General features: G+C 66.3%; 13 protein-coding genes. 1 reads left to right on the forward strand and 12 read right to left on the reverse strand.

The window, feature by feature from the left end:
* Positions 1 to 89: 89 nt before the first annotated feature.
* The 12 genes from lpdA to PGN16_RS17025 form a co-directional block, all read right to left on the reverse strand.
* On the reverse strand, positions 90 to 1,481 hold the full coding sequence (gene lpdA, locus PGN16_RS16970) for a dihydrolipoyl dehydrogenase (RefSeq protein ID WP_335310552.1): 1,392 nt from the start codon (positions 1,479 to 1,481) through the stop codon (positions 90 to 92).
* Between the two features lie 19 nt (positions 1,482 to 1,500).
* Positions 1,501 to 1,995 (reverse strand): DUF1877 family protein, encoded by a 495-nt coding sequence (locus PGN16_RS16975; protein ID WP_335310553.1) that lies wholly within the window; start codon positions 1,993 to 1,995, stop codon positions 1,501 to 1,503.
* 11 nt (positions 1,996 to 2,006) lie between these two features.
* Positions 2,007 to 3,221: a 2-oxoglutarate dehydrogenase complex dihydrolipoyllysine-residue succinyltransferase gene (odhB, locus tag PGN16_RS16980; RefSeq protein WP_335310554.1), complete on the reverse strand. Its 1,215-nt coding sequence runs from the start codon at positions 3,219 to 3,221 to the stop codon at positions 2,007 to 2,009.
* Positions 3,222 to 3,295: 74 nt separating this feature from the next.
* Positions 3,296 to 6,265, reverse strand: a complete 2,970-nt coding sequence (locus PGN16_RS16985) for a 2-oxoglutarate dehydrogenase E1 component (protein WP_335310555.1) — start codon at positions 6,263 to 6,265, stop codon at positions 3,296 to 3,298.
* A gap of 128 nt (positions 6,266 to 6,393) precedes the next feature.
* Complete coding sequence (sucD, locus tag PGN16_RS16990) at positions 6,394 to 7,284, reverse strand: succinate--CoA ligase subunit alpha (protein ID WP_335310556.1); 891 nt, start codon at positions 7,282 to 7,284, stop codon at positions 6,394 to 6,396.
* 66 nt (positions 7,285 to 7,350) lie between these two features.
* Positions 7,351 to 7,647 (reverse strand): GIY-YIG nuclease family protein, encoded by a 297-nt coding sequence (locus PGN16_RS16995; RefSeq protein ID WP_335310557.1) that lies wholly within the window; start codon positions 7,645 to 7,647, stop codon positions 7,351 to 7,353.
* A gap of 54 nt (positions 7,648 to 7,701) precedes the next feature.
* Positions 7,702 to 8,667, reverse strand: a complete 966-nt coding sequence (gene mdh, locus PGN16_RS17000; protein ID WP_335310558.1) for a malate dehydrogenase — start codon at positions 8,665 to 8,667, stop codon at positions 7,702 to 7,704.
* Positions 8,668 to 8,784: 117 nt separating this feature from the next.
* Positions 8,785 to 9,879 (reverse strand): cell division protein ZapE, encoded by a 1,095-nt coding sequence (zapE, locus tag PGN16_RS17005; protein ID WP_335310559.1) that lies wholly within the window; start codon positions 9,877 to 9,879, stop codon positions 8,785 to 8,787.
* 290 nt (positions 9,880 to 10,169) lie between these two features.
* On the reverse strand, positions 10,170 to 10,952 hold the full coding sequence (locus tag PGN16_RS17010) for a succinate dehydrogenase iron-sulfur subunit (RefSeq protein WP_281391686.1): 783 nt from the start codon (positions 10,950 to 10,952) through the stop codon (positions 10,170 to 10,172).
* Between the two features lie 138 nt (positions 10,953 to 11,090).
* The gene (locus tag PGN16_RS17015; protein WP_335310560.1) at positions 11,091 to 11,561 is read right to left on the reverse strand and encodes a VOC family protein; all 471 of its coding nucleotides are present in this window, start codon (positions 11,559 to 11,561) and stop codon (positions 11,091 to 11,093) included.
* The gene (locus PGN16_RS17020) at positions 11,561 to 12,337 is read right to left on the reverse strand and encodes a VOC family protein (protein ID WP_335310561.1); all 777 of its coding nucleotides are present in this window, start codon (positions 12,335 to 12,337) and stop codon (positions 11,561 to 11,563) included. Before PGN16_RS17020 ends, PGN16_RS17015 begins: the two co-directional genes overlap by 1 nt.
* A complete protein-coding gene (locus tag PGN16_RS17025) occupies positions 12,334 to 12,747 on the reverse strand; it encodes a VOC family protein (protein WP_335310562.1) in 414 nt (137 codons plus the stop codon). The genes PGN16_RS17020 and PGN16_RS17025 overlap by 4 nt, the downstream gene beginning before the upstream one ends.
* Before the next feature lie 203 nt (positions 12,748 to 12,950).
* Between PGN16_RS17025 and cobS the strand changes: the two genes are divergently transcribed.
* On the forward strand, positions 12,951 to 13,955 hold the full coding sequence (gene cobS / locus PGN16_RS17030) for a cobaltochelatase subunit CobS (RefSeq protein ID WP_335310563.1): 1,005 nt from the start codon (positions 12,951 to 12,953) through the stop codon (positions 13,953 to 13,955).

Raw genomic sequence — 13,955 nt, forward strand, 5'->3', positions numbered from 1 at the left:
CCGTCTGAAACGCGTCGGGGGCCGCAAATGCAGCCCCCGAGTAGAATTATTGCCAAACGGCGGCCCGCAGACTCGCCCTTGGACTCAAGTCAGATGTGGATCGGCTTGCCCTGAACGGCCATCGCCGCTTCCTTGACGGCTTCCGAATGCGTCGGGTGCGCGTGGCAGGTGTAGGCGATGTCCTCGCTGGTCGCGCCGAACTCCATCGCCTGCGCCGCCTGCGCGATCATCGTGCCCGCGACGCTCGCGATGCACCATACGCCCAGCACGCGGTCGGTCTTGGCGTCGGCGATCACCTTCACCAGCCCGTCCGGCTCATGGTTGGTCTTGGCGCGGCTGTTGGCCATCATCGGGAACTTGCCGACCTTGATCTCGCCCTGTTCGCGCGCGGCTTCCTCGGTCAGCCCGACGCCCGCGACTTCCGGCCACGTATAGACGACCGACGGGATCACCGCGTGGTTCACGATGCCGTGCCGGCCGGCGATATTTTCCGCGACCGCAATGCCTTCGTCCTCGGCCTTGTGCGCGAGCATCGGGCCGGGCACGACGTCGCCGATCGCCCACACGCCGTCCGTCTTGGTGCGGAAGTCGTGGTCGATCTCGATCTGGCCGCGCTGGTTGGTCGACAAGCCGGCGGCCTCCAGATTGAGCCCGTCGGTGTTCGGACGCCGCCCGATCGACACCAAGACATGGCTCGCCTCGATCGTCGTCGCTTCGCCACCGGCGGCGGGCTCGACGGTCAGGATCGCCTTGTCACCCTCGACCTTGATCCCCGTGACCTTGGTCGACAGCTGGAACTCGATGCCCTGCTTCTTGAAGATCTTGTTCGACTCCTTGCGGATGTCGCCGTCGAAGCCGGGCAGGATCTGGTCGAGATATTCGACGCACGTCACCTTCGCGCCGAGGCGGCGCCACACGCTGCCCAGCTCGAGCCCGATCACCCCGCCGCCGATCACGACCAGATGCTCCGGCACGGTCGGCAGGTCGAGCGCGCCGGTCGAGTCGACGATGATCTTCTGGTCGATCTCGACGCCAGGCAGCGGCGTGACGCTGGAGCCGGTCGCGATCACGATGTTCTTGGCGGTGACGGTCTGCCCGGCGACGTCGACGCTATGCGCATCCTTGAACGCCGCGCGGCCCTTGAGCCACGTCACCTTGTTCTTCTTGAACAGATATTCGATGCCGCCGGTCAGCTGCTTCACCGCGTCGCGGCGCTGGCCGTGCATCGTGTCGAGGTCGAGCTCGACCGTCGTCTTGATGCCGAGCTTGGCCATCGCGCCATTGGCGGCGTGATCGTACAACTCCGAGGCGTGGAGCAGCGCCTTCGACGGGATACAGCCGACGTTGAGGCAGGTGCCGCCCAGCGTCTCGCGGCTCTCGGCGCACGCGGTCTTCAGACCGAGCTGCGCAGCGCGGATCGCCGCGACATAGCCGCCGGGGCCGGCACCGATCACGAGGACGTCATAGTCGTATTCAGCCATGGCGAGGCTCCGTTCAGAATTATGTGATGAGGGCAAAAGCATTGTCGTTCGCGTCGACCGCTGCACTGACAAAGGCTCGCAGCCGAGCTACGTCTGCTTGCAGGAATCCGAGCGCTTCCTCGCCCTCGTCCGCGAGCGTTTCCGCCAGATAGACCTGATCGGAAACTGCCGCCGCCGCGTCGTAGCGCCGCGCCCATTCCTCGTCAGAGTGCGCCGACAGTGCTGTGTGGAAGGCGCAGACGGCTTTCGCCGGGATAAACCACGCCGGACCATAACCGTGATCTGGTCCCACTTCCTCGAACATGCCGAGAATGAGCCCCAACGGCCCATTCACCACGTCTGCGGTACCTGTCAGCAGGAAGTGCACTGCGTGCCATTCCTTGTCGAGGTCGATGCTCCGACCAGCGGTATGGGCTTCCTCGGAATTCACGAAGCCGTAAATGGATTCGGGATCCGCACGCAAAGCCGCGACCTCATGATCGCTGGCCCGCGCCATCACCCAAATCATTCCCATCGCTCGACTCCTTACAGGTCGATCAGGATGCGCGTCGGGTCCTCGATCGCGTTCTTGAGCGCGACGAGGAAGGTCACCGCCTCGCGGCCATCGATCAGCCGGTGGTCGTAGCTGAGCGCCAGATACATCATCGGGCGCACCACGACCTGACCGTCACGCACCACCGGCCGCTCCTCGATGCGGTGCAGGCCGAGCACCGCCGACTGCGGCGGGTTGATGATCGGGGTCGACATCAGCGAGCCGAACACGCCGCCGTTCGAGATCGTGAAGGTGCCGCCCTTCATCTCGTCCATCTTCAGCGTGCCGTCCTTGGCGCGCTTGCCGAAGTCGCCGATCGTCTTCTCGATGCCCGCGACCGACAGATCCTGCGCATCGCGGATCACCGGCACGACGAGGCCGTTCGGCGCGCTGACCGCGACCGAGATATCGGCATAATCGTGGTAAACGATCTCGTCGCCCTCGACCGAGGCGTTGACCGACGGAATGTCCTTCAGCGCCATCGTCGCGGCCTTCACGAAGAAGCCCATGAAGCCGAGACGAACGCCGTGCTTCTTCTCGAACAGATCCTTGTACTTGGCGCGCGCCTCGATCACCGCCGTCATGTCGACGTCGTTGAACGTCGTCAGCATCGCGGCGGTGTTCTGCGCTTCCTTCAGCCGCTTGGCGATCGTCTGGCGGAGGCGCGTCATCTTCACGCGCTCTTCCTTGCGCCCGCCCGACGCCGGCGCCGCCGCCGGGGCGGCCTGCGACTCCGGCGCGCTCGCCGGCTTGGTCGACGCCGCGGCGGCGACGTCTTCCTTGGTCAGGCGGCCGTCCTTGCCGGTGCCCTTGACCGTCGAGGGATCGACGCCGTGTTCGAGCACCGCCCGACGCACCGACGGCGACAGCGCCGCGGCGGCGTCGCCCTGTGCCGGGGTCGGCGACGCGGCCGGCGCCGGGCTCTCGGTCACCGCCGGCTGCGGCGCCGCGCTCTTGGCCGGTGCGCCGTCGCCGCTCTCGATCGTCGCGATCAGCGCGCCGACCTCGACCGTGTCGCCGACCTTGACCGCGTGCTGGCCCATCACGCCGGCGACGGGCGAGGGGACCTCGACCGAAACCTTGTCGGTTTCGAGGCTCGCAATCGGTTCATCGGCGGCGACCGCATCGCCGGGCTGCTTCAGCCATTCGCCGACCGTCGCTTCGGTGATCGATTCGCCCAGCGTGGGGACCAGAACTTCGGTTGCCATCTCAAACCTCGTCGTCGCGGCCGTGGCCGTTAAGTGTCGTTAGCAGGTCCCGGCGCGAACCGGGACCGTGATCGTCAGGCGGTCGGCGCCGCTGCCTTCTTCGTCGTCTCGGCCTCGCGCGTGCGGCGGATTTCGTCGCGCACGTTATGCCCCAAAGCGTCGGCGATCAGCGCGCCCTGTTCCGCCTGGTGACGCTTCATCAGGCCGGTGGCGGGCGACGCCGCCGCGGTGCGGCCCGCATAGCGCGGCCGCGCGACGCGCGCCTTGGCGATGCCGAGCGCCTCCTCGATGAACGGCTCGACGAAGAACCAATAGCCGTTGTTGCGCGGCTCTTCCTGCGCCCAGATCACCTCCTCGAGGTTGGGCATCCGCGCGATCCGGGCGGCGAGCGCCTCGGTCGGGAACGGATAGAGCTGCTCGACGCGGACGATCTGCGTGTTCTTGTCGCCGGCTGCGTCGCGCGCTTCCATCAGGTCGTAGGAGACCTTGCCGGTGCACAGCACCAGCCGCTTCGTCTCGGTATCCGCCGGTGCCGACGGGTCGGAGAGGATGCGGCGGAAGTGCGAGTCGCCGAGGAAGTCCGCCGCGCTGCTCACCGCCAGCTTGTGGCGCAGAAGCGACTTGGGCGTGAACACCACCAGCGGCTTGCGGAAGTTGCGGTGCATCTGCCGGCGCAGCAGGTGGAAGTAGTTCGCCGGCGTGGTGCAGTTCGCGACCTGGATATTGTCGCCCGCGCACAGCTGCAGGAAGCGTTCGGGGCGTGCCGAGCTATGCTCCGGGCCCTGACCTTCGTAGCCGTGCGGCAACAGCATCACCAAACCGTTGGCGCGCAGCCACTTGGCCTCGCCCGACGCGATGAACTGGTCGATCATGATCTGCGCGCCGTTGACGAAATCGCCGAACTGCGCCTCCCACATCACCAGCGTCTTCGGATCCGCCAGCGCATAGCCGTACTCGAAGCCGAGCACGCCATATTCGGAGAGCGGGCTGTCGAGCACCTCGAAGCTGCCGTGCGGGATCGTCCAGAGCGGCACGAACTTGTGCTCGTCGGTCTGGTCGACCCACACCGCATGGCGCTGCGAGAAGGTGCCGCGGCCCGAATCCTGACCCGACAGGCGGACGCCATAGCCCTCGTGGAGCAGCGAGCCGAACGCCAGCGCCTCGCCGGTCGCCCAGTCGAAGTTGCTGCCGGTCTCGAACATCTGCCGCTTGGCGTCGAGCACGCGCGACAGCGTCTTGTGGATCGCGATCGTCTCCGGAACGGTGGTCAGCGTGCGGCCGATCGAGTCGAACAGCTTCTGCTCGATACCGGTCTCGACGCTGCGCCGTGCGCTCTCGGCGTCGGCGGGGGCGTGCAGCCCCGACCAGCGCCCCGCGAACCAGTCAGCCTTGTTCGGCTTGTAGCTCGCGCCCGCCTCGAACTCGCCTTCGAGCAAGGTGACGTACTGCTTGACGTTGTCGTCGACCCACGCCTGGTCCACCACGCCCTCGGCGACCAGCCGCTTGCTGTAGATGTCGCTGACCGGCGGATGCTCGCGGATCGCCTTGTACATCAGCGGCTGGGTGAAGCCCGGCTCGTCGCCCTCGTTGTGGCCGAAGCGGCGATAGCACCACATATCGATCACGACATCGCGGTGGAACTTCTGGCGATATTCGATCGCCATCTTGGTCGCGAAGGTCACCGCCTCGGGATCGTCGCCGTTGACGTGGAAGATCGGCGCCTGCACGCCCTTCGCGACGTCCGACGGATAGGGCGACGAGCGCGCGAACTGCGGGCTGGTCGTGAAGCCGATCTGGTTGTTGATGACGAAGTGGACGCAACCGCCGGTGTTGTAGCCGCGGATCCCCGAGAAGCCGAGGCACTCCCAGACGATGCCCTGACCCGCGAACGCCGCGTCGCCATGGATCAGCACCGGCAGCGAGCGCGAATGCGTCTCCAGATCGCCCGCGATCTGCTGGATCGCGCGGGTCTTGCCGAGCACGACCGGATCGGCCGCCTCGAGATGCGAGGGGTTGGCGACCAGCGACATATGGACCTTGTGCCCGTCGAACTCGCGGTCGGTCGAGGTGCCGAGGTGGTACTTCACGTCACCCGAGCCGCCGATGTCGTCCGGGTTGGCCGAGCCACCTGCGAATTCATGGAAGATCACGCGCAGCGGCTTGCCCATGACGTTGGCGAGCACGTTCAGGCGGCCGCGGTGCGCCATGCCGAACACGATCTCGTTGACGCCCGCCGCGCCGCCATACTTGATGACGCTTTCCAGCGCGGGAATCATGCTCTCGCCGCCGTCGAGCCCGAAGCGCTTCGTGCCGACATATTTGCGGCCGAGGAACTTCTCCCACTGCTCGGCCTCGATCACCTTGTTCAGGATCGCCTTCTTGCCCTGCGCGGTGAACTCGACCTGCTTGTCCTTGCCCTCCATGCGCTCCTGGAGGAATTTGCGCTCCTCGACATCGGCGATGTGCATGAATTCGAGCCCGACGTTGCCGCAGTAATTGGCGCGCAGCGTGTCGACCAGCTCGCGGATCGTCGCCCATTGCAGCCCCAGCGAGCCGCCGAGATAGACCGGACGGTCGATGTCGCTGTCGGAGAAGCCGTGATATTCGGTGGTCAGATCGGCCGGCAGCTCGCGCAGCCCCGACAGGCCAAGCGGATCGAGGTTGGCGGCGAGGTGCCCGCGGACGCGATAGGTGCGGATCAGCAGCTGCGCGCGGATCGAGTCCGCCGCCGCCTTGACGATCGCGTCCTGCGACGGCGCTGCGGCGGCCGGGGCCGCGGCGGGCTTGCCGCCCTTCGCGGGCTTGGGGGCCGGCTCCATCTGCGTCGGGTCGAGCCCGGCGGTCAGGTCGTCGGTGGTGGTCAGCGGCCAGCGCTTGTTGGTCCAGGACGGCGCATTCATCGAGCCTTCAAGCCCTTCGAAGAAATTGCGCCAGCCGGTGTCGACCGAGTCGGGCGATTCCTTGAAGCGCGCATAGAGCGCGTCGATGAACTGGGGGCTGACGCCTCCGGCGATGTCGCTGAAATCCTGGCCTTCGTAGCCCATATCACGCTTCCCCGGCCGCTCGGCTTCTCTCCTGTGCGTCACCCCGGCGAAGGCCGGGGTCCAGAGCCGCGAGCGGCCCGCCTGCCGCTCTGGATCCCGGCCTGTGCGCCGGGATGACGTCGGTCGTCTTACTTGTTGAGCACGCTCAGCAACGTCGAGCCAAGCTCCGAAGGGCTCGCCGCGACCTTGATCCCGGCAGCTTCCATCGCCGCGATCTTGCTCTCCGCATCGCCCTTGCCGCCCGACACGATCGCGCCGGCATGGCCCATGCGACGCCCCGGCGGGGCGGTGCGGCCCGCGATGAAGCCGGCCATCGGCTTCTTGCGGCCACGCTTGGCCTCGTCGATCAGGAACTGCGCCGCCTGCTCCTCGGCGTCGCCGCCGATCTCGCCGATCATGATGATCGACTGCGTCTCCTCGTCGGCGAGGAACAGCTCGAGCACGTCGATGAAGTTGGTGCCGTTGACCGGATCGCCGCCGATCCCGACCGCGGTGGTCTGGCCGAGCCCGGCGTTCGAGGTCTGGAACACCGCCTCATAGGTCAGCGTGCCCGAGCGCGACACGACGCCGACCGAGCCCTTCTTGAAGATGTTGCCCGGCATGATGCCGATCTTGCACTCGCCCGGCGTCAGCACGCCCGGGCAGTTCGGGCCGATCAGCCGCGACTTGCTGCCCGACAGCGCGCGCTTGACGCGCACCATGTCGAGCACCGGGATACCCTCCGTGATCGCGACGATCAGCGGCACTTCGGCATCGATCGCTTCGAGGATCGAGTCGGCGGCGAAGGGCGGCGGCACGTAGATGACGCTGGCGTTCGCGCCGGTCTTGGCGACCGCCTCCGCGACGGTGTCGAAGTTCGGCAGGCCCAGTTCCTCATGGATGGTGCCGCCCTTGCCCGGCGTCACGCCGCCGACCATCTGCGTGCCGTAATCCAGCGCCGCCTTGGTGTGGAAGGTGCCGGTCTTGCCGGTCATCCCTTGCGTGATGACCTTGGTGTTCTTGTCGACGAGGATGCTCAATGTCGTCTCCCTAAAATCGGGAAGGGATGTGCCCCGGCGAAGGCCGGGGTCCAGTCGGGAAGGCGGTCATGGCAGGGCGATACGATCGTACAGGTCTTCCCAGTCGGGATTAAACCCCTCGATCTCGCGCACCTTCCAGGCTCGTTTCCACTCCTTCATCTGCAGCTCGCGCTGCCGTGCCGCGTCAATGCTGTCATGCGCCTCGTACCAGACGAGAAGATGACAGCCGTATTTTCGTGTGAAGCCACCGATGACGTCGTTGCGATGCTCCCACACTCGCTTGGGAAGATCGCTGGTGACGCCAATATAGATCGTGCCGTTGCGTCCGCTCGCCATGATATAGACGAACCCGGCCTTTTCCACTTCGAGGCTTCTCCCAACTGGGCCCCGGCCTACGCCGGGGCACTAAGGAAAGTCTTACTTCTCCAACGAACCGTCGATGCCCTTGCAGGCGACCAGCAGTTCCTTGACCGCGTCGACCGAGACCTGAAGGTTGCCCTTCGCCTCATCCGACAGCTTGACCTCGACGACCTTCTCGACGCCGCCCGCACCGATCACCACCGGCACGCCGACGTAGAGATCGTCGATGCCGTACTGGCCGGTCAGGTGCGCCGCGGCGGGCAGGATGCGCTTCTGGTCGTAGAGGTAAGCCTCGGCCATTGCGATGCCGCTGGTCGCGGGCGCATAATAGGCCGAGCCAGTCTTGAGCAAAGCAACGATCTCGCCGCCGCCGCCGCGGGTGCGCTTCACGATCTCGTCGACCTTCTCCTTGGTGGAGAAGCCCATGTCGATCAGGTCGCTGACCGGGATGCCGCTGACGGTCGAATATTCGAGCACCGGGACCATCGTGTCACCGTGACCGCCGAGCACGAAGGTGTTCACGTCCTTCACCGACACGCCGAACTCCTCGGCGAGGAAGTGCGAGAAGCGCGCCGAGTCGAGCACGCCCGCCATGCCAACGACCTTGTTGTGCGGAAGCCCCGAGAATTCGCGCAGCGCCCAGACCATCGCGTCGAGCGGGTTGGTGATGCAGATCACGAACGCGTCGGGGGCGTTGTCGCGGATGCCCTCTCCGACCGCCTTCATCACCTTCAGGTTGATGCCGAGCAGGTCGTCGCGGCTCATGCCGGGCTTGCGCGCGACACCGGCGGTGACGATGATGACGTCGGCGCCAGCGATGTCGGCATAGTCGTTCGAGCCCTTGATCGAGGCGTCGAAGCCTTCGACCGGGCCACACTGCGACAGGTCGAGCGCCTTGCCCTGCGGCACGCCTTCGACGACGTCGAACAGGACGATGTCGCCCAGACCCTTGAGTGCTGCGAGGTGCGCGAGCGTGCCGCCGATATTGCCGGCGCCGATCAGCGCGATCTTCTTGCGGGCCATCCCATCCCTTCCGTCGTTGACGTGTGAATGGTCATGCCGCCTACGCCCTTCGGGGGCAGGGGGCAACCCGTAAAGCGCGCTTCGGAAAAGTTTAATCGCAAATGGTTCGCAGGAGCATTAAGCCGTGCCATGGCCTTCGGCGAGGTAGCTTTCGGAGCGCATCTCCTCCAGCCGGCTGACCGTCCGCTGGAACTCGAACGCGCCGTCGCCGCGCGGATAGAGCTGGTCGGGCTCGGCATCGGCAGACGCCAGCAACTTGACCTTATGCTCATATAGCGCGTCGATGAGCTGCACGAAGCGCGCGGCCTCATTTCGGTTGTCCGGCCCGAGCACCGGGATGCCGACGAGGATGACGGTATGATAGCGGCGGGCGATCGCTAGATAGTCGGCCGCCCCGCGCGCCTCGCCGCACAGCTTCTTGAACGCGAAAACTGCGACGCCTTTCAACGTCTTCGGCACGCGCAACGTGCGGCCTTGAACAACCAGTTCCTCCGAGGGGACGTGCTGGCGGTCCTCGGGCGGATAGTCGGTGAGGCGGAAGAAGGCGGCGGAGAGGTCGGCGGTCGCCTGCTCACCGTTGGGCACGCACCACGTCTTCTGCGAGCCGAGCCGGTCGCGGCGATAATCGACCGGACCGTTGAGCGCGATGACGTCCAGCCGCTCCTCGATCAGCGCGATAAACCCGAGGAAATGCTCACGATTCAAGCCGTTCTTGTAGAGGTCGGTCGGCGCGCGGTTGCTGGTCGTCACCACCGTCACGCCCGCCTCGATCAACGCGGTGAACAGCCGCGACAGAATCATCGCGTCGGGCGAGTTGGTGACCATCATCTCGTCGAAGGCGAGCAGCCGCGCTTCCTCGGCGAGCGCCTCCGCGACGGGGAGGATGGGATCGCCCTGTTCCTTGCGGCGCTCGGCCGCGATGCGGGCGTGGACCTCGAGCATGAACTCGGCGAAGTGGACGCGGCGCTTTTTCGCGATGTCGACGTGATTGAAAAAGAGGTCCATTAACATGGACTTGCCGCGGCCGACGCCGCCCCACATGTAGATGCCACGCGCCGGGATGGTGCGGCGACGGAACAGGCCGGTGGTGCGCGGCTTCTCCAGCTCGGCGGCCAGCGCGTCGAGGCGGGCGGCGCCGGCGGCCTGCTCGGGATCGGGACGCAGTTCGTCGGCCGCGATCAGCGTTTGGTAGGCGGCCAGCACCTTGCCCATGTCGTTCCTTCCAGCGTGGATGTTGCTGTGCACAATATGCGGCTGCTTTGGGCGAGCGGGCGCGACGGATCAAGTCGGGGTTCGGTAGCGTGCGGTGACGCTTTCATCGCCGCTGGTGCCGGATCGTGCGCGAAAAAATCCCTCTTCGGACGTGATCGGTAGCGCGTCGGAGGCGATCAGGGCACCAATCGGCGCTTCTGGGCGCAACCGGGAACACAAAAAACCAGCGCCCCGAACGAGGCGCTGGTTCGTATCTCTTCGCTCGCGATGGCGGTGGCGAGCGCCTGGCGTCAGACCAGCCGCTCGACTTCCATCTTCTTGATCTCCGCGATCGCCTTGGCGGGCGACAGCCCCTTGGGGCAGGTGTTCGCGCAATTCATGATCGTGTGGCAGCGATAGAGGCGGAACGGATCCTCCAGCGCGTCGAGCCGCTCGCCGGTCATCTCGTCGCGGCTGTCGGCCAGCCAGCGATAGGCCTGCAGCAGGATCGCCGGACCGAGGAACTTGTCCGAATTCCACCAATAGCTCGGGCACGAGGTCGAGCAGCAGGCGCACAGGATGCACTCATACAGGCCGTCGAGCTTGGCGCGCTCCTCCGGCGACTGGAGCCGTTCCTTGCCGGCGGGCGGCGGGGTGACGGTCTGCAGCCACGGCGTGATCGACGCATATTGCGCATAGAAGCGGGTGAAGTCGGGGACGAGATCCTTGATGACGTCCATCGCGGGTAGCGGCGTGATCTTGATCTCGCCCTTCACATCCTCGATCGCGGTGGTGCAGGCGAGGCCGTTGCGCCCGTCGATGTTCATCGAGCACGAACCGCAAATGCCTTCGCGGCACGAGCGGCGGAAGGTCAGCGACGGGTCCTGCTCCGACTTGATCTTGATGAGCGCGTCGAGGACCATCGGCCCGCATTCGTCGAGATTGACCTCGAACGTGTCGTAGCGCGGGTTCTCGCCCGAGTCGGGATCGTAGCGATACACCTTGAAATTGCGCATCGTGCCGCCGGGCTGCGGCGAGGGATGCTTCTGCCCGCCCTTGATCTTGCTGTTCTTCGGGAGCGTGAACTCGGCCATGCGCGCGTCTCGTCTTGGTCAGAATCGTCGGCGCACAGAAGGCGCACCGGCGCCGTTACTCGGGCGGCGGGTACACGATCGCGAGGCTGGCCGCAAACATGCCCGTCGCCCGCCTAGTTAGCCATTATGCCCCGCCGCTCAAGAGGCGATCGCACGTTCCAGCGCCGCGACGTCGATCCGCACCATCTCCATCATCGCCGCCATCGCCTTCGCCGCGTGCTGCGGGTCGTTCATCAGCTCGGTCAGGCGACGCGGCACGATCTGCCAGGCCACGCCCCAGCGGTCCTTGAGCCAGCCGCATTGCATCTCCGTGCCGCCATCGGCGAGGAAGGCATCCCAATAGCGATCGACCTCCGCCTGATCGGCGCAATCGACCGACAGCGACATCGCCTCGCTGTGCTGCGGGCCGGGGCCGCCGTCGAGCAGCGCGAACCGGCGACCGGCCAGCGTGAACTCGACCGTCAGCACCTTGCCCGCCGCGCCACCGGGATAATCGAGCGGCGCGCGCATGACGCGGTCGATCGCGCTGTCGGGGATCAGGGCGGTGTAGAAGCGCGCCTGTTCCTCGGCGGTGCCGTTGCACCACAGCCATGTCGTCACCTTGTCCATCACGCCGACCGCGTCCCGACGAAGCCGATCCGTGCGCCGTCCGGGTCGGCGGCGACGACCGAGAAATGGTCGTGCGGGATCGGATCCGGGCCCTGAAGAATGGTGCCACCGCCCTCGACCACGCGCGCGACCGCCGCATCGATGTCATCGACCTGTGCGTAGAAGAGCCAGCCGGGCACGCCATCCGGCAACACCGGCATCGTCGCGCCGAGACAGGTGTCGCCGACGTGCACGAACTTATACTCGCCCAGCGGCCCCATCGGCATCCCGCCCTCGTGCCGCCAGCCGAACACGCGCGCATAGAAGGCGAGTGCGCGTTCCTGATCGGGTGCGGTCAGTTCGTTCCACACCATTTGCCCCGGTTCGTCGTAGGGCGGGGTGACGAAGGCGCGCGACGGCTGATCCATCGCGCCGCGCATCACGTAGAAGGGTCGGCCTTCCGGATCGGCCAGCAACGCCATCCGCCCGACCCCGTCCATGTCGACCGCCGGCATCAGCAGCGTGCCGCCCGCGTCCTGCGCGGTCGCGATCGCGGCGTCGACATCGTCGACTCCGACATAGAACAGCCAGCCCGGCGTCGCGTCGGCGTGCGGACGCGGCATCAGCCCCGCGACGCCCTCGCCGCCCGCCGTGCTGACGATCCGATAGTCCATCCCCGCCACGTCGCCCGACGGCGCGACCTGCCAGCCGAACAAGCGTTCGTAGAAAGCCTGTGCGCGGTCGGCGTCGGCGGCGTGATATTCGTACCAGATCGGGGTGCCGTGCGGGTTCCTCATGCTGCCTCTCCTGCCGGGGCGGCGGACATGTCCATGTGCACCGTCTCCCAGATGTGGCCGTCGGGATCTTCGAACGCGCCGCCGTACATGAACTGCTGATCGGCGATCGGCCGCGTCTCGGTGCCGCCCGCGGCGCGTGCGGCGGCATGGATCGCATCCACCGACGCGCGATCGTCGAACGACAGGCAGAACAGCGCCGCGCTGACCTGCTGCGTGTCGGCGATCGGCTTGTCGGTGAAGGTGGCGTAGAAGCCGTGGTCGAGCAGCATCACGCTGATCGCGTCCGACCAGCGCATCGCCGAAGCGACGTCGTTCGAGAAGTCGGGATTTTTCTCGAATCCGATCGCCTCGTAGAAGGCGGTGGCGCGGGCCACATCGCCGACCGGCAGGTTGATGAAGATCATCCGCATCGCGCTCGTCCTCTCCCCGAGTCGTTATCACGCCATCATGCGCCAACGTCTGCGCGCGGCAAGTGCCGGGAAACCGGCGCCAAATGCGTGCGTTCAGCCCACGTTCTCCAGCCCCGAACCGGCCGGGTGGGGCGTGCGGCGGGTTGACGCGGGCGCGCCGGCTTCGCAGTGGTTCGGGAAACTCCAGCGAAACGGCGTTACGCATGACCGATATTCCGAACACGCAGCCCGACAGCCGCGACACCACGATCCTCGATGCGCCCGACAAGATGGTGCGCGTCCGCGACCTGTTCGGCATCGATTCGGACATGGAGGTGCCCGCCTTCTCCGAGGCGGACGAGCGCGTGCCCGATCTCGACCCCGCCTATGTCTTCGATCCCGACACCACGCTGGCGATCGTCGCCGGCTTCGCGCACAACCGCCGCGTGATGGTGCAGGGCTATCACGGCACCGGCAAGTCGAGCCATATCGAGCAGGTCGCGGCGCGGCTGAAATGGCCGTGCATCCGCATCAACCTCGACGCGCACATCAGCCGCATCGACCTGGTCGGGCGCGACGCGATCGTGCTGCGCGACGGGCAGCAGGTGACGGAGTTCCGCGAGGGGCTGTTGCCCTGGGCGCTCCAGACCCCGACCGCGTTGGTGTTCGACGAATATGACGCCGGACGCCCGGACGTGATGTTCGTGATCCAGCGCGTGCTGGAGACCGAGGGCAAGCTGACGTTGCTCGACCAGAATCGCGTCATCCGCCCGAACCCGTATTTCCGGCTGTTCGCGACCGCCAATACCGTCGGTCTGGGCGACACCAGCGGGCTGTATCACGGCACGCAGCAGATCAATCAGGGGCAGATGGACCGCTGGAACGTGGTCGTCACGCTCAACTATCTGCCGGCGGTCACTGAGGCGCGGATCGTGCTCGCCAAATCGGGCGAATATGACAAGCCGGAGGGCAAGAAGCTGGTCGAGAACATGGTCCGCGTCGCCGACCTGACGCGCAAGGGCTTCGTCAACGGCGACATTTCGACCGTGATGAGCCCGCGTACCGTGATCACCTGGGCGCAGAACGCGCTGATCTTCGGCGATGTCGGCTTCGCGTTCCGGCTGTCGTTCCTCAACAAGTGCGACGAGGCGGAACGCGCACTGGTGGCGGAATATTACCAGCGTGTGTTCGGCAAGGACCTGCCCGAGAGCGTGGTGGCGAAGGGTTGA

This window comes from Sphingomonas phyllosphaerae (assembly GCF_036946485.1).
GTDB classification, from domain to species: domain Bacteria; phylum Pseudomonadota; class Alphaproteobacteria; order Sphingomonadales; family Sphingomonadaceae; genus Sphingomonas; species Sphingomonas phyllosphaerae_E.

What these genes read in the sequence shown, in the direction of transcription:
- lpdA (WP_335310552.1), bottom strand. Translation starts at nt 1,481, where the DNA reads ATGGCTGAATACGACTATGACGTCCTCGTGATCGGTGCCGGCCCCGGC.
- PGN16_RS16975 (WP_335310553.1), bottom strand. Translation starts at nt 1,995, where the DNA reads ATGGGAATGATTTGGGTGATGGCGCGGGCCAGCGATCATGAGGTCGCG.
- odhB (WP_335310554.1), bottom strand. Translation starts at nt 3,221, where the DNA reads ATGGCAACCGAAGTTCTGGTCCCCACGCTGGGCGAATCGATCACCGAA.
- PGN16_RS16985 (WP_335310555.1), bottom strand. Translation starts at nt 6,265, where the DNA reads ATGGGCTACGAAGGCCAGGATTTCAGCGACATCGCCGGAGGCGTCAGC.
- mdh (WP_335310558.1), bottom strand. Translation starts at nt 8,667, where the DNA reads ATGGCCCGCAAGAAGATCGCGCTGATCGGCGCCGGCAATATCGGCGGC.
- zapE (WP_335310559.1), bottom strand. Translation starts at nt 9,879, where the DNA reads ATGGGCAAGGTGCTGGCCGCCTACCAAACGCTGATCGCGGCCGACGAA.
- PGN16_RS17010 (WP_281391686.1), bottom strand. Translation starts at nt 10,952, where the DNA reads ATGGCCGAGTTCACGCTCCCGAAGAACAGCAAGATCAAGGGCGGGCAG.
- PGN16_RS17015 (WP_335310560.1), bottom strand. Translation starts at nt 11,561, where the DNA reads ATGGACAAGGTGACGACATGGCTGTGGTGCAACGGCACCGCCGAGGAA.
- PGN16_RS17020 (WP_335310561.1), bottom strand. Translation starts at nt 12,337, where the DNA reads ATGAGGAACCCGCACGGCACCCCGATCTGGTACGAATATCACGCCGCC.
- PGN16_RS17025 (WP_335310562.1), bottom strand. Translation starts at nt 12,747, where the DNA reads ATGCGGATGATCTTCATCAACCTGCCGGTCGGCGATGTGGCCCGCGCC.
- cobS (WP_335310563.1), top strand. Translation starts at nt 12,951, where the DNA reads ATGACCGATATTCCGAACACGCAGCCCGACAGCCGCGACACCACGATC.